Source organism: Chryseobacterium sp. JV558 (assembly GCF_033712365.1).
Taxonomy (GTDB): Bacteria; Bacteroidota; Bacteroidia; order Flavobacteriales; family Weeksellaceae; genus Chryseobacterium.
On the sequence record NZ_WJHU01000005.1, the window covers coordinates 87,834 to 110,919 of the forward strand.

The window sequence follows — 23,086 nt, forward strand, 5'->3', positions numbered from 1 at the left end:
TGTAAGACATTCGTGTTTTTTGTGTTTTATAAGGATCTTACTTTTTGTCTTTCTTAGATTCCTGAGGTTCCTGGAAAAGTTTTTTAAGCTCTACAGATTCCAAAGGTTTCATTCTTCCGGAAAGGATTAATGAAAGTTCTTTTCTACGGAATGCTGCTGCAAATCTTTCTTTTTCCTCTTCTGTTTCTGGAACCATTTCCGGGATAGGAATCGGACGGTTGAACTCATCCACTGCAACGAAAGTATAAATACCTGCATTGGTGTGAATTTTCTTTTGATTGATAGGGTCATCCAACCATACATCTACATACACCTCCATAGAAGTAGAGAATGCTCTGGAAACTTTAGATTCCAATACCACTACTCCGCCTTCCGGAATCGGGTGATTGAAAGATACGTGGTTTACTGAAGCGGTTACTACTCTTCTTTCGCAGTGTCTTGCTGCAGAAATAGACGCGCAACGGTCCATTTTTGCTAAAAGTTCACCCCCAAAAAGATTTCTTAAAGAATTGGTTTCGTTCGGAAGAACGATATTGGTCATAATGGTCAGAGATTCTGACGCTTTTTTTATTTTTGCCATCTAGTCTTAGTGTTGTTTGGAACGGCCGGAACGGGTTTTACTCCTTTTCCGACAGGTTTTGCTAATGAATCTTTTTTCAAAGAATCTGAAACGGATGTTTCCGGGGTATGTACCATCACCTTAATTGTATCTTTTACAATTCTGTGGGTAGAGGTCTGTACAGAAACCTTATTGAAAGATTTCTTACCAAAAAGAAGTTCCTGCTGGGTAAAAGCCAGGTATAAAATCCCCAAAACCGGAATAATCAAAAGGAAAATCCAGAGAATAGTTTTTCTGAATTTAAAATCCTTTTCGCGGTTGACTGAAGGATTCACTTTCTCACCATTATTGATATCTGAAAATCTGATCTCTTCCAGTCCATAAAAGTCCGGACGTCCTGATTCTATTCTTTTTCCTTTGAAATGGGTATGCCCTTCTTCAATGAAGACTGTTCCAAGGTTTTGAATTTCAAGAACCTGCTCGGCCTGAAGTTTTTTCTTCCAAAAATCTGTCTGGATCTTCAGATCACTTCTTGAAGCTTCTAAGGACATCTGTTTTTGTCCTGCAATAAAAGCAGTAAGATCTTCAGCCTGTACTTCGTAGTCTATTGTAAATTCAATCTGACTGGCTGGAGGTAAGATGCTCCCGTTTTCGGAATTGATAATTGCCTTAGAATTTTTCAGTGAAAACACCCCAAAGCCTGGAACCGTGGCAGTTCCAAATTGTTTTATGTATTCTAAAATGTATGCTGAAATATTCATTTGGCAGCAAATTTATGACTTTTTCATGACTTTTTAAGATATTTAGCCTATATAAAAAAAGACTGTCGAAACAGTCTTTTGATTATTCTGTATCAAAATAGGAATACAGGTATTTAAACTTCTTTTTTTAAGCTTAACAATTATAATGAAATGGGTAAAAGGGCAAATCTGCAAATTCATTTATTTGCTTCCCAGGCCTTCTCATTATTGAATCTTCCAGCTTACACCAAACATGAAATTGGTTCCTGCCTGTGAAAAATAATAAGGCTGTCCTTCGTACACAGATCCATTGTTGACATATTTTTTATTGAAGAGGTTATTCACCAACAGTTTTAATGCAACTTCATTATTAGCAATTTTAAACTGATACTGAGCATTGAAATCTGTCAGGAAATAATCTTTAAGCTGCAGGTTGGCATCTTCTGTATTGTCCAGATATTGTTTCCCGACATACTGATTCATTAAAGCAAACTGAAAATTCTTTGTAGGGTTGAATTTCAGACTTAAATTGGCAATTACATTCGGAGAAAATGAAATCTGTGTATTTCCAAGGCTTTTGGGAAGATCTCCATTTTGAATATTAAAATCCTGATTTCTGCTCTGACTTAAGGTTACGTTTCCTGAAACCTCCCATTGTTTGGATAATTTTGCCAAAGCACCAAGTTCCACTCCTCTTCTGTAGCTCTTCCCGGAATTGGTTCTGATGAAAGCCCCTACATTATTAAGTACACCATTTAAAACCAACTGGTTAACATAGTACATGTAATAAATGTTCGCGGTAAGTGATACAATCCCGAACTGTTTTTCAAAACCGGCTTCAATGTCATGGAGCTTTTCTGCTTTCACATCGTTATTCGCCATCAGATCATCTCTGTTCGGTTCACGGTGGGCGTGGGCATAGGAAAGGAAAACTTTCCCTCCCTCAATTCTGTAATTTACCCCGGCTTTCGGATTAAAAAACAACCAGTTTTTACTTAAATCAGCTCCTTCACCATCACCAGCCATCAGGATCTTGGTATTGTAATTGATTTTTCTTAGTTGTAAATCACCAAAAAATTCAAAATTATCTACTCTGAACAAAGCTTTTGCAAAACCGGATACTTCATTCTTTATCGAGCGGCTTCTGTAATACTCACTTTCTTCAATCTGAGGAAAAAATACTCCCGTAACATTTCCGTAGTGTCTTCCGTAATATTGATTGGCTACTACTCCAACGTTCAGATCTAAGTTTTCAAACTTTCCGTAAAGTGTTGAAACCACTCCATAAAAATCATTATTCAGCCATTTTTTTCTGATAAAGTCTGAATATTTTACGGTTTGTTCACCCTCGGTCAAATCAGGTAAATTGTATCTGGAAAAAGGATCTCCCTGCTTATAGTTTTCGTAATATCCTTTTCCTTTAGTATAGTGAAATGTAGTTTCCAAATTCCATCGGTCACTGAATTTCTGCTCCCAGAGTAATTGATAATGATTCTGTCTGTAATTATCTGTTTCGTTATCATAGAAACTTACGATATTCTCCCAATTGGCATCATAAATTGCTCCTGAAACATTAAATTTAGGATCAGTCTCCCATGTTTTGCGGTCAACCCCGTTCCAAGCCTGGTAGGTTTTCTCTTTTCCACCGAAAGCCATTAAACGTAACTTGGTGTTTCCTTCTTCAAATAAAGCAGTAAAATTATAAGAATGCAGATTTGATGAAGCTCTGTCAATATATCCATCAGAATGTATATGAGTATATCTTCCCATTACGGAAAGACGGTTTTTCCAGAATTTGCCGGAACCTATCTCAGCTGAATATTTGTAGGTATTAAATGAGCCATAGCTGTCATCCGTTTTAAAATAAAACTTTTCTTCAGGATCTTTAGAAATCACATTGATACTTGCTCCGAAAGCAGAAACACCATTATTGGAAGTCCCTACCCCTCTTTGAATAACAATCTGTGAAGCAGAACTCGTTAAATCCGGAACATTCACAAAAAATGTTCCTTGACTTTCAGAATCATTGTACGGAACGCCATTCATCATTACATTAATCCCACTCCCTGAGACTCCACGAATTCTAAAACCGGTATACCCCACTCCATTTCCTGCATCTGAAGTGGAAATAATGGAAGTTTGATTTTTTAAAAGAATAGGAAGATCCTGTCCTAAGTTTTTCCCGTCTAAATCTTTCTGTACATTAATGATTTCCTTTGCTACAGGAAGTCTCCTGGTAAAGTTGACGGCTTCAATTTCTCTGACTTTCAGAGAATCCTTATTCTGAGCCTGGATAAAAGCTACAGAGCCTACGCTAAGCCCTAAAAAAAATAATCCTTTCATTCTATAAATCTTTGACATTTAATGAATAAAAGGGGATCGATAAGATATTATACAATTCAGCGCCTGATGAAGACGCATCCCTAAACAGCATTACCTGTTCCAGGTTCATTGGGTATAATCTCAGCCTGTTAAAGCACCCCTTTATTTCAGCCGCAAAATTACAAAAAATATATGAATTGAGATTCGGGGTGTGAGGTGCGGGGTTTTGAGTTACGGATAAAAAATAGAATGAAAAATAAGAATTATTGGATGAATCATTCATCATTCATCATTCATCATTCATCATTCATCATTTATAATTTTTTTAGTAGGTTTTATTATCAGCATCCACATAATAGTAGCTTTTTCCGTCTTTGGTGACTTCAAACATCTTACCCAGCTTCCAGCTAAAATTTCTTTTAATATTCGCGTATTCAAAAGGAATGATGATCTTATTGTTAACGTCAATCACTCCAAATTTATCATTATTGGAAGCAACAATCATTGGGTTGGCTACATCGTCTCCTTCCATAATGTACAGATACTGATATTGAGGATAAATCTGAAACTGCCTGTAATCTGCAGCATTCACAAATTTTGATTTTTCAATAATTCCGTAAAAGCCATTCATAGTATAAGCCTGAAATAGCTGCTGTTTATATTCTTCGAAGATGCATTTTCCAAAATCGGCTTCTTTGAACTGGTATACTCTCTTTCCAGACTGGTCTACCCGGTAAGAGATCATATCTTTTTCTACTGTAGCATATTCTTTTGTTCCAAATTTTCTAACCTTTTCATTAGGTGAATTCAGAAGGTTGCAGTCTTCGTAAAAAAATACAGCAATGTGATATTCTGGCTGAATAATAAATTTCCCATTCTGGTTAATATACCCAAACTGATCACCTTTCTTTTTAGGAATCAAAACCGGAAGATCTTTATTGATCACCACCAAATCAGGATTAGGCTTATTGGCTGCAGTCCCTTTCTTAACCATAGTTTTAGCCCCTTTTTTCACTGTTACTTTCTTCACAGATTTAGTCTGTGAAAAAACGAAAACCGAAGTAAAAATGCATAAAACATTCAGGATATTTTTCATATTCGCCATATGTCTACAAAAATATGACCAAAAATAGATATTATAAAATTCATATTTATAAAGAATCTAAATAATTTCGTTTCTATAAAATATTAAAAATTCGTAATTTTGGGAACATTTTGAATTGTTTGATAATTTTAAAAACTTTTAAAAAAGTGTAGATTATGCTGACTTTATTCGGTTAATGTTGCATCAAAATGCGAGAACTCAAAATGTCATTAACTGTATTTGTACAGACCGGTAAAGAAGAAGCAGGCCTACCTTTAATGTTGAAAGACCTTCTATTATGAATATTTATAAGGATTACATCAAAGAGATTGAAGAAAGAAAAACCCAAGGGCTTCATCCAAAGCCAATTGATGGTGCTGAATTACTAAGCGAAATCATTACACAGATTAAAGATTCAGGTAATGCTGACCGATCGGATTCTCTTAAATTTTTCATTTACAACACGCTACCCGGAACAACAAGTGCGGCGGGAGTGAAAGCAAAATTTTTAAAAGAAATTATTCTGGGTGAATCCGTAGTAGAAGAAATTTCTCAGGCATATGCTTTTGAACTATTATCTCACATGAAAGGCGGACCTTCTATTGAAGTATTGCTGGATCTTGCTTTAGGTAATGATGCAGCTATTGCTAAAGAAGCGGCAAACGTTCTTAAAACACAGGTTTTCCTTTATGAGGCAGATACAACCCGTCTGAAAGAAGCATTTGACAGCGGTAACGAAATTGCAAAAGAAATTCTAGAAAGCTATGCAAAAGCTGAATTCTTTACCAAACTGCCGGAAGTTGTTGAAGAAATCAAAGTAGTAACATTCATCGCTGGTGAAGGAGATATCTCTACAGATTTACTTTCTCCTGGTAACCAGGCTCACTCAAGATCAGACCGTGAACTTCATGGTAAATGTATGATCACTCCTCAGGCGCAGGAAGAAATTAAAGCTTTACAGGCACAGCATCCTGATGCAAGCGTTATGCTTATCGCTGAAAAAGGAACAATGGGTGTTGGTTCATCAAGAATGTCAGGAGTAAATAACGTTGCTCTTTGGACAGGGAAACAAGCAAGCCCATATGTACCATTTGTAAACATTGCTCCAATTGTAGGAGGAACAAACGGTATTTCTCCCATCTTCCTTACAACAGTAGACGTTACTGGAGGTATTGGTGTTGACCTTAAAAACTGGGTAAAGAAAGTTGACGAAAACGGAAACCCAATTCGTAACGAAAATGGTGATATCGTTCTTGAAGAAGCTTATTCAGTAGCAACAGGAACTGTTTTAACAATTAATACAAAAGAAAAGAAATTATATAACGGCGATAAAGAACTTATCGACCTTACTAAATCTTTCACTCCACAAAAGATGGAATTCATCAAAGCGGGCGGATCTTACGCTATCGTATTTGGTAAAAAACTACAGACCTTTGCAGCTCAGCTTTTAGGAGTTGAAGCTCCTGCTGTTTTTGCTCCATCAAAAGAAATTTCTCACGAAGGACAAGGACTTACTGCTGTAGAAAAAATATTCAACAGAAACGCTGTTGGAACTACTCCAGGAAAAGTATTACACGCAGGTTCAGACGTTCGTGTAGAAGTTAATATCGTTGGATCTCAGGATACGACAGGTCTTATGACTTCTCAGGAATTGGAATCTATGGCTGCGACAGTGATTTCTCCAATTGTAGACGGTGCTTACCAGTCAGGATGTCACACCGCTTCAGTATGGGATAAAAAAGCTCAGGCTAACATTCCTAAACTAATGAAATTCATGAACGAGTTCGGTCTTATTACAGCCCGTGACCCGAAAGGTGAATACCATGCAATGACTGACGTAATTCACAAGGTTCTTAACGACATCACTGTAGACGAGTGGGCAATCATCATTGGTGGTGACTCTCACACAAGAATGTCTAAAGGGGTGGCTTTCGGAGCTGACTCAGGAACAGTTGCTCTTGCATTAGCTACAGGTGAGGCGTCTATGCCAATTCCTGAATCTGTGAAAGTAACGTTCAAAGGAAACATGAAAGAACACATGGATTTCCGTGATGTAGTTCATGCCACTCAGGCTCAGATGTTGAAGCAGTTTGGAGGAGAAAACGTATTCCAGGGTAGAATCATTGAGGTTCACATCGGAACACTTCCTGCTGACCAGGCATTTACTTTTACAGACTGGACTGCTGAGATGAAAGCAAAAGCTTCTATCAACATTTCTGAAGACAATACTTTGATTGAATCACTGGAAATTGCAAAAGGCAGAATCCAGATCATGATTGATAAAGGTATGGACAACCATAATAAAGTTCTTCAGGGATTAATTGACAAAGCTGATCAAAGAATTGCAGAGATCAGATCAGGAGAGAAACCTGCTTTGACTCCGGATGCAAACGCTAAATATTATGCTGAAGTAGTAGTAGATCTTGACATAATCGTTGAACCAATGATTGCTGACCCGGATGTAAACAATGATGATGTATCTAAAAGATATACACATGACACCATCAGAGATCTTTCTTACTATGGAGGGGAGAAAAAAGTAGACCTTGGTTTCGTAGGATCTTGTATGGTTCACAAAGGAGACCTTAAGATTGTTTCTCAAATGCTTAGAAACATTGAAAAACAACAAGGGAAAGTAGAATTTAATGCTCCTCTTGTAGTAGCAGCACCTACTTATAACATCATTGATGAACTGAAGGCAGAAGGAGACTGGGAATTATTAGAAAAATATTCAGCTTTTGAATTTGATGATAATGCTCCAAAAGGAGAAGCTCGTGTTGAATACAAAAACGTAATGTACCTTGAGCGCCCTGGATGTAACCTTTGTATGGGTAACCAGGAAAAAGCGGCTAAAGGAGATACTGTATTGGCAACTTCTACACGTCTTTTCCAGGGAAGAGTAGTTGAAGATTCTGAACGTAAAAAAGGAGAATCTCTGCTTGCTTCAACTCCGGTTGTTGTTTTATCTGCTATTATTGGAAGAATTCCTAACATTGATGAGTATAAAGCAGCTGTTGAAGGCATTGATCTTACAACTTTTGTACCTTCCATTAAAGAATTAACAAGTACAAGCGCTCACTAATAGAAGCAATACAATAAGTCGTAAGACTATTGAAAATTATATAATTGGAAGATTTTAGTCCTTTAGGATTTAAAATCTTCCAATTTTTTGTTTAGAATGTTTCTATTTTAAGATGAATACATTTTTTTTCTGATAAAATCTTGAAAATAGAATCTATTTTTTCTTAAATTGAAAGTTATAAAATCTCTTGAAATTATAGTCAAAACCGTCCTGTTTATAGATTATAGGAACGTTTTTTGATGTATAAAGAAATGATTTTTCTTTTTCAAACATCAGAGAAAGAAGCATTAAACGGAAAAAGAACAAAATTAAAATACGATATGACTTTTGATATTGATATGATCAAAAAAGTGTACGAGCGTTACCCTGAAAGAATTGCTGCGGCAAGACAAATCGTGGGAAAACCTCTTACCCTTTCAGAAAAAATCCTTTATACCCACCTTTGGGAAGGAAATGCTACACAAACCTATGAAAGAGGAAACTCTTATGTAGACTTCGCACCAGACCGAGTAGCAATGCAGGATGCCACTGCACAGATGGCCCTTTTACAATTTATGCAGGCAGGAAAAGCTAAAGTTGCTGTTCCTTCCACTGCTCACGCAGATCACCTGATCCAGGCGAAAGTAGGTGCTGATAAAGATTTACAGGAAGGTATCAACAAAAACTCTGAGGTATTCAACTTCCTGAGTTCTGTATGTGATAAATACGGAATTGGATTTTGGAAGCCGGGAGCAGGTATCATTCACCAGGTTGTATTGGAAAATTATGCCTTCCCTGGAGGAATGATGATCGGTACAGACTCACACACCGTAAATGCAGGAGGACTGGGAATGGTAGCTATTGGTGTAGGAGGTGCTGACGCAGTAGACGTAATGGCAGGAATGGCCTGGGAGCTTAAAATGCCTAGACTTATCGGGGTAAAATTAACCGGTAAAATGAACGGATGGACTTCCGCAAAAGATGTCATCTTAAAAGTAGCCGGAATCCTTACTGTAAAAGGAGGAACAGGCTGCATCGTAGAATATTTCGGTGAAGGGGCAGAATCTCTTTCTGCTACCGGTAAAGGAACTATCTGTAACATGGGTGCTGAAATTGGAGCTACAACTTCCACTTTCGGATATGATGATTCTATGAGAAGATATCTTGCTGCTACCGGAAGACAGGATGTGGTAGATGCTGCTGATACAATTGCTGAGCACTTAACGGGTGATGCGGAAGTATATGCAAACCCTGAACAATATTTCGATCAATTAATAGAAATCAACCTTTCTGAACTTACACCTCACTTAAACGGACCTTTCACTCCAGATTTAGCGACTCCGGTTGCTGAATTCAGAGCTAAAGCTGAGGCTAACGGATGGCCTTTAGAAGTTGAGTGGGCTCTTATCGGTTCTTGTACCAACTCTTCATATGAAGATTTATCAAGAGCTGCTTCTATCGTAGAAGATGCAGTAGCAAAAGGAGTAAAACCAAAAGCTATTTTAGGAATCAATCCAGGTTCTGAGCAGGTGAAATTCACAGCGGAAAGAGATGGTTTCTTAGATTCTTTCAGAAAATTTGAAAACGCAAGAATCTTTACCAACGCCTGCGGACCATGTATCGGACAATGGGACAGAGAAGGAGCAGAAAAAGGAGAGAAAAACTCTATCATCCACTCGTTCAACAGAAACTTTGCCAAAAGAGCTGACGGTAACCCGAATACTCATGCTTTTGTAGCTTCACCTGAAATGGTAGCAGCTGTTGCTATCTCTGGAAGATTAGATTTTAATCCGATTACAGATACTTTAACGAACCAGGCTGGTGAACAGGTAAAACTTGATGAGCCTAAAGGTTTTGAACTTCCTGAAAAAGGTTTTGCGGTAGATGACAACGGATATCAAGCTCCATCAGAAGATGGTTCAAGCGTTGTTGTGAACGTAAGCCCTACTTCAGACAGACTTCAATTGTTAGAGGAATTCCCGGCTTGGGATGGCAAAAACATTGAAGGTGCTAAAGTATTGATCAAAGCATTCGGAAAATGTACCACTGACCACATCTCTATGGCCGGGCCATGGTTGAAATACAGAGGTCACTTAGACAATATTTCAAACAACATGTTGATAGGAGCTGTAAATGCTTACAACATGGACACTAATAAAGTTAAAAACGAACTTACCGGGGAATACGGTGAAGTTCCGGCTGTGCAGAGAGCTTACAAAGCGGCAGGCATTCCAACAATCGTAGTAGGAGACCAGAACTATGGTGAAGGTTCTTCAAGAGAGCACGCTGCAATGGAGCCTAGACATCTTGGGGTAAAAGCTGTATTGGTAAAATCATTTGCGAGAATCCATGAAACCAACCTTAAGAAACAAGGAATGCTTGGAATCACTTTCGCTAATGAAGCTGATTATGACAAAATCCAGGAAGATGACACGGTTAACTTCTTAGATCTTGATCAGTTTGCACCAGGAAAACAATTGACATTAGAATTCGTACATGCTGACGGAACTAAAGATATTATCACAGCAAACCATACTTACAACACTCAGCAGATTGATTGGTTTAAGGCAGGTTCTGCCCTTAACCTTATTAAGAAGCAGGAAAAATAATTAATTGTTAGATTAATATAGAGGCGGCTTCAATAGAAGTCGTCTTTTTTTATTATCATACCAAAAATTCCTGCTAATAAATTCAATAGGAGCAGACTTTAGCCCGCTTTTAAAATTATAAATGCATCTGGCCTTAGCCAAAACTTACAATTTTACTATAATCTATCCAGAAGACCTGCCCTATAACTCTCTCCGATAGGGATTTCGAACTCGGGAAGAATAACTTTTTTAGCTCCAATACTTTTGATTTTATCCAGATTGACAATAAAGGACTTATGAATCCGCACAAATTTTTCAGAAAGCTGGTTTTCCATTGATTTAAGAGTATCCAAAACGATATACTCATCACTTTCTGTCCGGATATTGACGTAGTCTTTGATGCTTTCAACATATAAAATTTCATTGAAACCAATGCGATGCCTTTGCCCGGAGGATTTCACAAAGAAATGGGTATTTTCCTCCTGTGGAAATGAAAACCGTTCCTGGACTTTCATTACGCTCTTCTGAAATCGCTCAAATGAGATCGGCTTTAGAAGATAATCAACAATATTATGTTCATAGCCTTCCAAGGCATATTCTGAATAAGCCGTTGTCAAAATATACTTTTGATCAGCTCCTACGATCTTCATAAAATTGATTCCTGTAAGCTCCGGCATCTGAATATCCAGAAAGATGAGGTCTGAATCATTTTTCTGAAGATATTCCAAAGCAAGAATAGGGTTCTCTGTAGAAAAAACCAGCTCAAGAAAAGGTATCTTCTCTACATAATGTTCAAGAAGAGATATGGCCAATGGCTCGTCATCAACGATGATACATTTTATCTTATTCATCCCTTAAATCAATTTTTAAATCTACAATAAATTCCGTTTCCGAATCTTTGATCTCAAGCTGATGTTTAGGATATAATATTTCTAATCTTTTTTTCACGTTCTGAATTCCTATTCCAGAAACAATATCTTTCATTTTCTGGGCTTTAAAATTTGAAAGATAAAAATGCAGAACCTTATCATGATCTGAGATTTTCATTGCAAAACCTTTATCCCGGAAGTCGCCATGTTTAAAGGCATTTTCAACAAAAGGAACCAACAGCATCGGGGAGATCTTAAGATGAGGATATTGAATATCTTTTTCTATACGCAATAGTTCCGGATTTCTGATTCTAAGTTTCTCCAAAGCAATAAGACTGTCAATATAACCAATCTCTTTATCCAGAGAAATAAAGTCTTTTTCGAGATCTTTTGTACTATATCTCAACAATTGTCCAAGTTCTTCAATGGCAGGCAATGCTTTATCCGATTTTTGATAGACAAGGGAATAGATATTATTTAAGGAATTAAAAATAAAATGAGGATTGATCTGGGTTTTCAGCGCCTGAAGTTCTGCCTGTTTTTTTTCAATCAGAAGTTGCTTTTTATCATTTTCAGCAACTCCATATTTCTCCACGATCCATAGAATCCCAGCAATGAAAACCGTCAGTGAAGCATTGTAGATATTATCGGTCAAATAATATAAAAGTCCGGTATCTTTATTATAGTTTCTGAAACCAAGGGTAATAGGAAGCAGTACTTCTTCAATTCCATACCGAATTACACCAAAGCTTAAAATAGAGATCAAAAAAACTAAAACGGCAGAATAAAGTTTCTCCAGATTTAATACCTTCGGAATAATAACCAGATACAAAAGGTAAAAAGTAGAAATTTCAGTAATAGAATAAGTAAAATTCAGCACATACGTTTGAAGTCCTCTTCGCTCAGGAAAAAAGAAATAAGGTGTAATGTTGTTTCCTATAAAATTGAAACTCCAATAAAAAATCTGAAGCCAGATAATTTGCTTTTTATTCATATTCAAATATAAATCTCTACACACAATTCATCAACACTTTTCGATAAAAAGCTGTTTTTTTCCGATGAAACTATTTTGATATGCATAATCATGCCCTTCATCTAAACGCTATTTCTCTTCAAAGAGCCTTCTTATACTTTTGTCAGAGAAATCTTAACACAATCATCATTTAATCTGTCATTGATAACCTATGAAAAAGCAACTTTTATTTATAACTACTCTTGTTTGTTCTTTTATAACAGCACAAACAAAAGATACCGTCAATATCAACACAATTGAAGCAGTGGCAGTGAATGGTAAAAAAGTTCTGGTAGAGCGTAAAGTAGATCGTCTTGTTTATAATGTTCAGAATTCTATGCTTTCACAGGGAAGTTCAGGAACTGAAGTTTTGGCAGGAACACCCTTACTTCAAGTGGACGAGAACAAGGGGTTACTTTCTATTGCCGGAAAAAATGGAGTTTCTGTAATGGTGAATGACCGTATGCTTAATCTTTCCGGATCTGAGCTGATGAATTATCTTCGAAACCTTCGTTCTGAAAATATCCTGAAAATAGAAGTAATCACCACTCCTCCTGCCAAATATGAAGCTCAGGGAAACAGTGGAATTATCAATATCGTTCTTAAAAAGAATCTAAACCTTGGATGGAGCGGCTATCTGAATACGAATTATATTCAAAAAACATATGCTGCTTTCACTAGTGTGGCGGGAGTCAATTATCAGAATGAAAAAATTAAAGCTTCTGTAAAAGTGCTGGGCTATGACGGAGATAAAAGATCAATAGAAAAATATAATATTATCGGCCAAAACTCTTCCGTAAGTAAGGATGATAGAAGGGATATGAATGACGGACTTGGCCTGAATGCTAATTTTGATTATTCCCTTACGAAAAATTCCAATATCGGTCTGGTATATGATATAACGAAGGGGCATACCAATATGGATATCAATTCTAAGCAAAACTATTTCACCGGAAACACTCCCACTTTACAAACAGATACAGATTCCAAACACCGTTCTGCTTTCACTTCCCAAATGCTGAACCTCTATTTTGATCAGAAATTTGGAGAACATAAGCTAAGCTTGGGCGCCAATTATTATGGAAACTTACCCGATACGGAAGTTAATTTTACAACAAGAAATATCGCCAGCAATTCAATGCAGGTCGTGAAAAATCTTTCTTCGGTAGATTATAAAATTTATTCCGGACAGGCCGATTTAACTTTAAACTTCAAAAAAATACAGCTGGAGACCGGGGCAAAATACAGCCAGTTTTCTAATAATTCAGACATCGGATATTTTAATTTCACCAATGGGAATTACATTATAGATCCTGAAAAAAGTAATCTTTTTGATTATAATGAGAAGAATTATGCTGCTTATATCAGTGCCAGCAAAGATCTTGGTGAGAAATGGTCTGTGAAGGCAGGACTTCGCTATGAATATTCACAAACCAATGGTTTTTCCCAAACTACACAATCTAAATCCGATAATAATTATGGGAAATTTTTCCCTACAGCCTATCTTTCTTACAAAGCCAATGAAAATAACCAGTTCAGCATTAATTATTCCCGAAGAATCAACCGTCCTTATTTCCGGGCTTTAGATCCGTTCCGATGGTATTCTAATCCGAATACCTATTATTCAGGAAATCCTAGCCTCCAGCCCTCTTTCAATCACAATATTGAATTGAATTATATTTTTAAAAATAAATTTTCTGCCAATCTTTATTATCAGAGAACAACGAATAATTTTGACCAGATTTCCTTCTTAAACGGAATTGATCTTACCAGTACCTACGAAAATTACTACAATCAGGATAACTACGGGATCAATCTCAACTACACGGATACATTTTTCAAAATCTGGGAAAGTAATATCTCCACTTCGTTCAGTTATAATGAGACTCAGATTACCAGATTTAACCTGGTTCCTAAAAACGGACAGTCATTCTATTATTCTCTCAACAATACTTTCCAGCTGAATAAGGCCAAAACATTCCTTTTATTTGTCAATTACTGGCAGAATCTGCCTTCACGTGACGGATACACTGCAGCAAGAAACAGTGCCAGTATTGATGCAGGAGTAAAGATGAGCTTCGTAGAAAAAGCATTACAGGTCAATCTTTCGGTGAGTGATATTTTCAGACAGTCCGGATATAAGGCAGATATGTACTTTACGGATAATACACAGTCATTCGACAACTATTGGGATGCCAGAAGAATGACTCTAAGCATTACATACAACTTTGGAAATCAGAAAGTAAAATCGAACAAAAGAGACGTGAATTTTGAAGAGAAAAACCGTGCTCAATAATTGAATACAAACAAAAAATAATAATACTATGAAAACCATTATTTATATTTTCTTATTATGCCTTTCTACATCTGTTTTTGCTCAAACAAAGCCTTCAGATTATTTTAAAAATCCAAAGACTAAAGTGCTGGTTGTAGGTTCCTTCCATTTTGATTATCCTAACCTTGATGCTCTTACAACCAGCAAGGAAGATCAGGTAGATGTACTTTCACCAAAAACGGCAAAAGAAGTTACCGAACTGGTAGATTATATCAAAAAATTTAAGCCCACTAAAATTGCAATTGAAGCATGGCCAAACTGGAATGCCAATCAAAAACTTAAAGAATACAGCGAAGGCAAACTCCGGGACAAAAGAGATGAGCGGTATCAGCTTGCTATGAGGATCGCCAATGAACTTAAAATCAAAGAACTGTTCAGCATTGATGCGGAATCTATTTGGGATGATCTTCAGAAGCAGTTTGGGAAAAAAGATTCTACGTTTTTTAACAACCTCAGCAAAGATTATGATTTTAGAAGTGATGATGCGCTTTCCCAACAGTTTAATAATTTCTTCAAGAGTTCTGAACCTAAGAATTTCAAATCGCTCTTAGACACTTTTATTTATATGAATTCAAAAGAAAGTCATCAATACGGATATGGTGCCTATCTTAGCGGAGATTTTAAACTAAGAGAACATGATGGTGCCGATATGCTTGCCCTTTATTGGTACAGCAGAAATCTGAGAATGTTCCGCAATATTCAAAACATACCACACAACAGCGAAGATAGAATTCTTGTGATTGCAGGAAATGGCCATGCGGCGGTATTACGACAACTTTTTACTTCTTCAGCAGAATACGATTTTATTGAATTTTCTTCATTGAAATAAAGAAAGTTATAAAAATAACTATACCAAAAAAATTATTTTTTATTGCTAACAGAATATAAAAAAACAGAGAAGACATCTCTGTTTTTTTATTAAATTTTCTAAGCTTTACTTGTTAGAATCTGAATTCAACTCTTGCAAATAAAAACCTTCCGCCAATACCGTACTGAGAAACCTGTCTGGAATATACAAACTGGTTATCAGCCGTTAATGAACTTATATTCGGACTTTTGGACGGTAATATATTCAGTATGTTATTGCTTCCGATCGTTGCTGAAATATTCTTGTTAAAATCATATCCTACAGATAAATCTGTCACGAAGCGGTTATTAAGAACAAAATGCTCTGTACTTCCTGTTACTCCGTCAAAATTAGCATCTAAAACATCTGCATCAGTCACTTTACCAAAGAAAGAATTACGTAATAGGAAAGTAAATCCGGAAACTCTTAAAGTATTAGACAAAGTAGCTTTTACGCGCGGTACAGCTTCTTCAAAATACACTCTATTAGGTTCTGAGAAATAATTATCAATCTGACTTATCAATTTAGGCGACGCATGAATATCTCCGATTCTTTTGGTCTGATTAAAATTGATTCCCAAATTATTTTCCAAAGAAATCCCCGATGAAATATTTGAATTCTGAGAAATGGTAATATCCAAACCTTTTGTCTGAGAATCTACCGCATTGGCAAAGAAGTTGGCAGCACTTGCTCTTGCAAGATCAAAAGCACTTTGCAGAACAGCCTGATCGGAACCTGGAGTAAAACTACCATCAGGACGATAGAAAAGATCTGTAAGCACTACCCTGTCTTTAATCTTTATTAGATAAGCATCTGCCGTAAAAGTCAGTCTTAATGTCGGAATCTTCCAGGTAATTCCTGTGCTGTAAGATTGTGAAGTCTCCTGTTTTAATTTTGGAATCCCTAATGCCTGTGCTGCCTCAGAATTATTCCTGAAAGTACCTACCTGTGTTGTTTTCCCCTGCTGAATTAATGTAGAAGTGGAACTATAGTAGATCTGAGCCAATGAAGGCGCTCTAAATCCTGTGGAAACAGCACCTCTCCAGTTCAGATTGGGAGCCAGTTTTACATTAGTAGCCACCTTATAATTGAATGTAGACCCGAAGTCTGAATAGTTCTCATATCGCAAAGCTCCTTCCAACAGCCATCCGTCAGTAACCTCCAGCTCTGCATCGGCATAAGCCGCGATACTGTTTCTATTTCCTGATACTGCATTTTCCGGACTGAAACCTGGAAAAACCTGTGCTCCTGCTGGTCTTATTTTCCCAAAGAAATCAGTTACTTTTTCATTTTCAGGAGTTTTTGCTGTTACTATACGTCCATAAATGTCGTAAGAAGCATAAGAATTTTCTTTTCCAGCATTTACTTTATAATTCTCGTGTCGATATTCTCCTCCGAAAGCGAGGTTCAATCCTTTCAGCACATCATATTTTTTAGAGAAATCCAGGTTGACAGTATTTTGTGAAAACTCAGATCCTCCCGCATCAAAGGTTCTTGGAGATCCGTCTGTGAGTGATGCATTAAAAGTATTTACCACTCCAAAACCAAAGGTATTTTTCCCGAATGTATTACTGAAATCCACATTCCAGCCATTCCATTTTCCTTTAATTCCGGCAGCAAGAGAATAATCGTTTACAGCTGCTTCAATCTGAGGAAGGTATCCGTTGGGAGTAACTGCATTAATGTTTCTTTCCGTATTCGGAAGACGGTAAAATCCCCCGGCATTTCCAAGACGATAACTATAACCACCAAAAGAGTATACTTTCCAATCATCATTCACAGGAATTTCAGAGTTGAAAAAGAGCTGCCCAGACTGTAGTTTAGACTGCCCTGCTCTCAGACTGAAGTCTTTTCTCTCTAATCCTCTGTAATTAAGTTCCTGGGATGTAAAATCTTTACCCAATATTTTTTGAAGATCGGAAATACTGCTGGCTCCCGAAATCTGATTTTGAAAATCAGGGGCAAAATAGTTTACCTTGGCTGCATATTGCTTAACAGTATTAATAATCTGCTGGGTGTTGGAAGTGTTGGTAATGTTTTTATACAAGCCGTCAATATTCACTCCATCCTGTGATGCTCTGTAATTAATAGCATTATAAGCATTGAAAATATCCCCTTCCCTTACTCCCGCTCTTGAATAAGGATCGCGGTACTGAGCAGAACCCGTAATGTTAATAAATCCGGTTTTTCCTATTTTCGCTCCATAATTAAGATCTACAGAAATAGTCTGTCCGTCCACTCCTCCGGAGAAATTATTGGCAACAGGAGAAGCATATCCTCCCAGAAACACCTGTCCGGAAAGTCCTAATCTTTTCTTCAGTCCAAGGTTGACAACTCCTGCAATGGCATCCGAGCCATATTGGGCGGAAGCTCCGTCTCTTAAAACCTCTATTTTATCCAAAGCAAAGGCCGGAATAGCGTTAAGGTCAGTTCCCACAGAGCCTCTTCCCGGCGTAAGGGTAACATTAATCAATGAAGACTGATATCTTCTCTTCCCATTGAGCAAAACCAAAACCTGATCCGGTCCCAATCCTCTTAAAAGAGCGGGATCTACAAAATCAGTTCCGTCATTGACGGTATGTGATGTGGATGAAAATGAGGGTACAATATAATTTAAAGCCTGGCTGATATTGTTCGTCGGGCTTTGTTTTAAAATTTTTGATATGTTAATGATATCTACCGGAACGGGTGTATCCGTTAATGATCTTCCGGAACCCCTTGACCCCAGGATCACCACATCTTCTATTTTTTTCGATTGTAAAGTATCCGTCTGTGCGTAATAAAATGTAGAAATAAGCGCAAAAGAAGGAATAAATATTTTTGTTTTGAAATTATGCATGTTGTTGGTTGTTTACTTTTGTTGTTAAAAATTGTTTTTTGAGCAATACAAATCCTGTAGCCTTAATTTTAAGGTTACCATTGATGATCGGAATGTTTGTATTATTTTTTAGAAATAGAAAGTGCTAGCAACAACAACACATGCGCATATAGAAATGGCATGAAAACATATTGGAATAATGAAGATTCACTTCATGATCCGAAGAATAAAAAATTACTGATGGAATGTGATTTCCCTTGTCTTTAAACATTTGGTTTTAACTTTAAAACAAAAATTCAAGATGGGAGAATGATAGAAATGATAAACATTTTTTCCGGAAGATCCGGCTTATCGATTGCAGCACCTTGCTTGTTTTTGCAGGTTGCTATCCCATCTAGAGATTCTTGATAATTACCCGGCAAAGATATAATTATTTCGGAAATAAAAAAAATTTTAGCTTAATTTTTCGATTTTCACAATTTTAACGTAACAAATTATCTTTTTCAGCGTCTAACCGGATATCAGTAAAAACATTATGAAAAAAACGATTTTCGCTTTATCCTTACTAGGCTCTGTTTTTGTTTTCTCACAGGAGAAAGGTAATAAACCTCAGGAGAAACAAATTGAAGGGGTAGTTATCACCAAAACTAAAAAAGCCGTTGAACAAAAGGCAGACCGTACTATTTTTGACTTTTCTGAGCAGCCTCAGCTGAATAACGGAAACGTTCTGGAAGGGATCAAAAAACTTCCGGGACTTGTATCTACCGACATCGCAGGGATGATGTATCAGGGGAAAATGCTGGAAGTATATCTTAACGGAAGACCTTTGAATATCACTTCCAATGAATTGAATTCTTTCCTTGAAGGAATGCCAGCCAATTCTGTAGAAAGAATTGAAGTGATTACGCAGCCCGGTGCAGAATTTCCTGCCACTTCCGGAGGTGCGATCATGAATATTATCACCAATAAAAATGCCAATAAATATTTAACAGCTACTTATTCAGGAAATTACTCTTTCACGAATTATGATAAATACAGAAGCAGAACGACCAATTCTGTTAATTTAAATGCAAGAAATAAATATTTCGGATGGCAGTTGAATGTAGGTCAAAATTACCGTGAGAGTATGCTTAATGGCCAGCAGGATGAACTTTTGAAAAGTCATACTGACCGATATGGGCGTGGATATTTTGCAAAATCAGGATTGACGTTTGATTTGGGTCAGGACAGATTATTATTAAACTACGATATTTATCACAACAATAACGACAATTATACTTTAAGTGACGGGCATGGGGATTTACCTTTTCAGAATAATCCAAAGGATTTAAGAGAAGCTTTTTATACTTCTTCGGATGTAGCTCATACCAATAGTTTGAGACAGGAAGCAGTGGTAACCTATCAGAAACGTTTTGCTGACAAATCTCAAAAGCTGGATTTCCAGTTGGGTTACACGAGATCGAATAGTAAATTTTCTCAGGACAACTTCTTTCAAAATGGCACATTTGCAGCGGCTCCAAATCCGCCAATTAACAGTGCAATGAGTGGCTTAAAAGATATTCTGAATAACGAATCTGTAATGAATATTGCTAACTTCAAAGTAGATTATGCCCAGCCTATCAAACTTCTTGATGGTGGAAAGGTAAGCTTCGGAGGATTGTATGAAAGACAGGATTATGATACGGAAAGCTTTGGATTAACCAATCTTGAATATCAAAGACAAACAGCTTCTACCTATTTAGAATTTCAGGCTAAACTGAAAAAGTTTGATTTCACATTGGGTTCCCGTGCTGAAAACTATGATATTTCCGGGGTAACAAGATATTTTGATAAAGATGCAAAGCTGGTGGAAGCTAATTTGATTCCTTTCAATAAATTTAAGCTTTTCCCGAACGCAAGTGTGCAGTATAACATGATGAACCAGGTTTATATTGCTGCGAATTATAACAAAAAAATCAGTTTACCAAGTATTTCTGCCCTAAACCCGAATAACGTAACGTTCTCCGGACCAAGTACGGAAGTAAATGGTAACCCGAATCTACAGCCTACTATTTTTGACAATTATGAAATAAAAGTATCGGCTTTTGATTATGCATTTATTGGGTATAGCGTAAGTTCGGCAAGCAATCAGGTAGCACAGATCATCCGAAAAGACGGAAGAAAACTCTATAATGAGCAGGTGAATATTTCAAATATGAAAATTCACAATTTCAACGTGGGTCTACCGGTTCCTTTTATGATTTTCAGCAAACCTTTGAGTGAGATTATGAAGTTTGATTTCAATCCTGATAAAATAAACTTCATGTATTTATATGCCGGTTATCAGAAACATCAAATCGATAATCTGGACAATAAAGGTTTCTGGATTTTCAATATCATGACTCAGATTCTTTTGCCTAAAGACATCAAAATGACAGCCAATTACAGCTATCTGACTCCAAAGGCAGGGTACTTTTATTTTACAGCAGAGAAACCATTCAACAACTCTCTTGATATTACGTTGACAAAGAAGTTTATGAACAACCGCCTGACACTTTCTGTTTTTGCGAATGATATTTTCAACGGACAGATGATGCAGGTACGTTCTAACCCGCCATCAGGAACTCCTGTAATGATCAGCAGTAAATATGATACGAGAAATTTCGGATTTTCTATCAACTATAAAATTCCGACAAGAAATAAACTGGCAAAAGAGGATCCAAATATCCTTAACCAGACTAAAAAAGAAGATAACGGTGGTGTAATGCAGCAGGCACAATAATTCTTTAAGATAAAGTAAAAGAGGCGGCACCAATGGTGACCGCCTCTTTCTATTGATATTAAAATGGTGTTATTTGTGAAAATATTAGTGATATTAGTGTTTATATTACATCAAAAATCAATCGTCTGAAATCTCCAATCCAGCGTATCCACCAGTGTCAATTGGTCTAAACTCACCGAAAGATCTGTGATAATTTTCAACGTCTGAAGCGCCATCATACTGCCTATGATTCCAGGAAGAGCTCCCAAAACACCAAGACTGTCGCAATCCGGCATATCTTCATCGGAAGGAGGTTCCGGGAACAGATCTCTGAGGTTTTTACTTCCTTTATGATTGAACACAGCAACCTGGCCTGAAAATCCTAAGATACTCCCATAAATCAGAGTTTTTTTCAATTTCACACAGGTATCATTCACCAGGTATCTTGTAGAAAAATTGTCTGAGCCATCCACAATAATATCATATTGAGAAATGATTTCTTCGGCATTATTTCTATTGATTTTTTCCGCAATTCCTATCAATTTAACCTGATGATTAAGCTCTTTTACAAATGTTTCAGCGCTCTTCACTTTGGATAACCCTACCCTATTTTCAGTATGAATGATCTGCCGGTTCAGATTATGAAGTTCTACATGATCAAAATCTGCAACTCCCAGTGTTCCTACTCCTGCAGCGGCCAGATATTGTATGATTGGACTTCCCAACCCTCCGGCTCCGACAACAAGGACTCTGGAAGACATTATTTTCTTTTGTCCTTCCAATCCTATTTCTTCAATAAATATCTGCCGGCTGTACCGTGAAAAATGATCTTCTTTTTTCATACTTTATGATAATTGAACCATTAAGATTTTTTAAGCTTATAAGAATAGTTAAGGTGAGCTTCGCTTGAAAAAGATACTGTCTTAAAAATCTTCGATTTCTCTTAATTCAACTTAACTTCTTCAAAATTCTTAATGTTTAAAAATTTTAAAATCCACTGTACACGGAATCCCAATCTTTCATCACGGGATCGTAGCCTGCTTTTTTGATCATGAGTCTGATCTCATCCATACTTCGTTCGTCACTGGTTTCAAACTGTTCCAGAGATTCTTTATCTACGGCATAACCTCCCGGATTGGTTTTTGAGCCTGCACTCATGGCTGTAGCCCCCAGAGATACTATATTATTTCTGAACACTTCATTTTCCCTTGTAGAAATGGAGATTTCAAGGTCTTCATTCCAGATTCTGTAAGCACAAATGAGTTGAAGCAGATCTTTGTCTTCCATAATAAAATTGGGTTCAATGATTCCTTCTGCCGGTCTGAGCCTTGGAAAGGAAACCGAAAACTTACTTTTCCAGTACTGTTTCTGAAGATAATCAATGTGTAAAGCATTAAAAAAACTGTCAACTCTCCAATCTTCAAGCCCCAGCAAAACTCCAAGCCCGATTTTATGAATTCCAGCTTTTCCTATTCTATCAGGTGTCTCCAGACGGAAATCAAAATTGGATTTCTTTCCTTTTGGATGGTATTCCTTATACACATCCTGATGATAAGTTTCCTGGTATACCAGCACAGAGTGTACTCCTTCTTCATGAAGCAGCTTGTATTCTTCCTCCATTAAAGGCTGAACTTCAATGGAAATATTGGAAAAATGAGGTTTTAATTTACGAACAGCGTTCTGAAAGTAAGGAACTCCTACTATCTTATTGGCTTCACCACTTACCAGCAATACATGATTCACACCCATAGATTTCAGTACTGATGCTTCTATCATCAGTTCCGTATCAGAAAGTGTTTTTCTCTTTAACTGGTTATCAAGACTAAATCCGCAATAGGTACAGATATTCTGGCATTCATTACTGAGATACAGCGGAGCATAGAGCTGAATGGTTTTTCCGAATCGTTTTTGGGTAAGCGCCTGTGTCATTCCTGCCATCAGTTCCAATTCCCGGGATGCGGCTGGTGACAAAAGATTCAGGAAATCATCAAGGGTTTTATTCTTTTTCTGAAGACTGGATCTTACATCATACAGACTTACTTTTTCAAGCTTATCTTTTATCTCTTCCCATTGATAGTTTTCAAAAATATCTTTAAAGCTTTTCATGATTC

At 36.9% G+C, this 23,086-nt stretch carries 14 protein-coding genes and 1 riboswitch; of the genes, 5 read left to right on the forward strand and 9 right to left on the reverse strand.

All coding sequences use genetic code 11. The features are described 5' to 3' along the window. Positions 1-37 precede the first annotated feature (37 nt). The 4 genes from GFU89_RS17675 to GFU89_RS17690 form a co-directional block, all read right to left on the reverse strand. Entirely contained in the window at positions 38-580 is a 543-nt protein-coding gene (locus GFU89_RS17675) for an acyl-CoA thioesterase (RefSeq protein WP_047381641.1), read from the reverse strand. Continuing rightward, complete coding sequence (locus tag GFU89_RS17680; RefSeq protein WP_318848396.1) at positions 568-1,320, reverse strand: hypothetical protein; 753 nt, start codon at positions 1,318-1,320, stop codon at positions 568-570. Before GFU89_RS17680 ends, GFU89_RS17675 begins: the two co-directional genes overlap by 13 nt. Positions 1,321-1,524: 204 nt before the next feature. Then, positions 1,525-3,642, reverse strand: coding sequence for a TonB-dependent receptor (locus GFU89_RS17685; protein ID WP_318848397.1), 2,118 nt, complete (start codon positions 3,640-3,642; stop codon positions 1,525-1,527). 304 nt (positions 3,643-3,946) lie between these two features. After that, a complete protein-coding gene (locus GFU89_RS17690) occupies positions 3,947-4,717 on the reverse strand; it encodes a WG repeat-containing protein (RefSeq protein ID WP_318848398.1) in 771 nt (256 codons plus the stop codon). A gap of 286 nt (positions 4,718-5,003) precedes the next feature. Here GFU89_RS17690 and GFU89_RS17695 point away from each other — a divergent pair, with 286 nt between their 5' ends. After that, the gene (locus tag GFU89_RS17695) at positions 5,004-7,787 is read left to right on the forward strand and encodes a bifunctional aconitate hydratase 2/2-methylisocitrate dehydratase (RefSeq protein WP_318848399.1); all 2,784 of its coding nucleotides are present in this window, start codon (positions 5,004-5,006) and stop codon (positions 7,785-7,787) included. 320 nt (positions 7,788-8,107) lie between these two features. Continuing rightward, complete coding sequence (locus GFU89_RS17700) at positions 8,108-10,375, forward strand: aconitate hydratase (RefSeq protein WP_318848532.1); 2,268 nt, start codon at positions 8,108-8,110, stop codon at positions 10,373-10,375. Between the two features lie 155 nt (positions 10,376-10,530). Here the strand turns inward: GFU89_RS17700 and GFU89_RS17705 are convergent, their stop codons facing one another. Both GFU89_RS17705 and GFU89_RS17710 read right to left on the reverse strand, forming a co-directional pair. Next, positions 10,531-11,205 (reverse strand): LytTR family DNA-binding domain-containing protein, encoded by a 675-nt coding sequence (locus GFU89_RS17705; RefSeq protein WP_318848400.1) that lies wholly within the window; start codon positions 11,203-11,205, stop codon positions 10,531-10,533. After that, entirely contained in the window at positions 11,198-12,217 is a 1,020-nt protein-coding gene (locus GFU89_RS17710; RefSeq protein ID WP_318848401.1) for a sensor histidine kinase, read from the reverse strand. The genes GFU89_RS17705 and GFU89_RS17710 overlap by 8 nt, the downstream gene beginning before the upstream one ends. A gap of 190 nt (positions 12,218-12,407) precedes the next feature. Between GFU89_RS17710 and GFU89_RS17715 the strand changes: the two genes are divergently transcribed. Then, positions 12,408-14,531, forward strand: a complete 2,124-nt coding sequence (locus GFU89_RS17715; protein ID WP_318848402.1) for a TonB-dependent receptor domain-containing protein — start codon at positions 12,408-12,410, stop codon at positions 14,529-14,531. A gap of 28 nt (positions 14,532-14,559) precedes the next feature. Next, a complete protein-coding gene (locus tag GFU89_RS17720) occupies positions 14,560-15,399 on the forward strand; it encodes a DUF5694 domain-containing protein (RefSeq protein WP_318848403.1) in 840 nt (279 codons plus the stop codon). A gap of 112 nt (positions 15,400-15,511) precedes the next feature. Here GFU89_RS17720 and GFU89_RS17725 read toward each other — a convergent pair whose 3' ends face one another. Further along, the gene (locus GFU89_RS17725; RefSeq protein WP_318848404.1) at positions 15,512-18,256 is read right to left on the reverse strand and encodes a TonB-dependent receptor plug domain-containing protein; all 2,745 of its coding nucleotides are present in this window, start codon (positions 18,254-18,256) and stop codon (positions 15,512-15,514) included. 297 nt (positions 18,257-18,553) lie between these two features. After that, positions 18,554-18,651, reverse strand: a riboswitch (SAM-I-IV-variant riboswitch). 119 nt (positions 18,652-18,770) lie between these two features. Between GFU89_RS17725 and GFU89_RS17730 the strand changes: the two genes are divergently transcribed. Next, positions 18,771-20,996, forward strand: a complete 2,226-nt coding sequence (locus tag GFU89_RS17730; protein WP_318848405.1) for an outer membrane beta-barrel family protein — start codon at positions 18,771-18,773, stop codon at positions 20,994-20,996. A gap of 110 nt (positions 20,997-21,106) precedes the next feature. On the opposite strand, the gene GFU89_RS17735 is transcribed toward GFU89_RS17730, so the two are convergent. Together GFU89_RS17735 and thiH are read right to left on the reverse strand one after the other, a co-directional pair. Next, positions 21,107-21,817 carry a HesA/MoeB/ThiF family protein gene (locus tag GFU89_RS17735; protein WP_318848406.1) on the reverse strand — a complete coding sequence of 237 codons (711 nt, stop codon included), beginning with the start codon at positions 21,815-21,817 and terminating at the stop codon, positions 21,107-21,109. A 145-nt stretch (positions 21,818-21,962) separates the two neighbouring features. Further along, complete coding sequence (gene thiH, locus GFU89_RS17740; protein WP_318848407.1) at positions 21,963-23,081, reverse strand: 2-iminoacetate synthase ThiH; 1,119 nt, start codon at positions 23,079-23,081, stop codon at positions 21,963-21,965. Between the last annotated feature and the right edge of the window lie 5 nt (positions 23,082-23,086).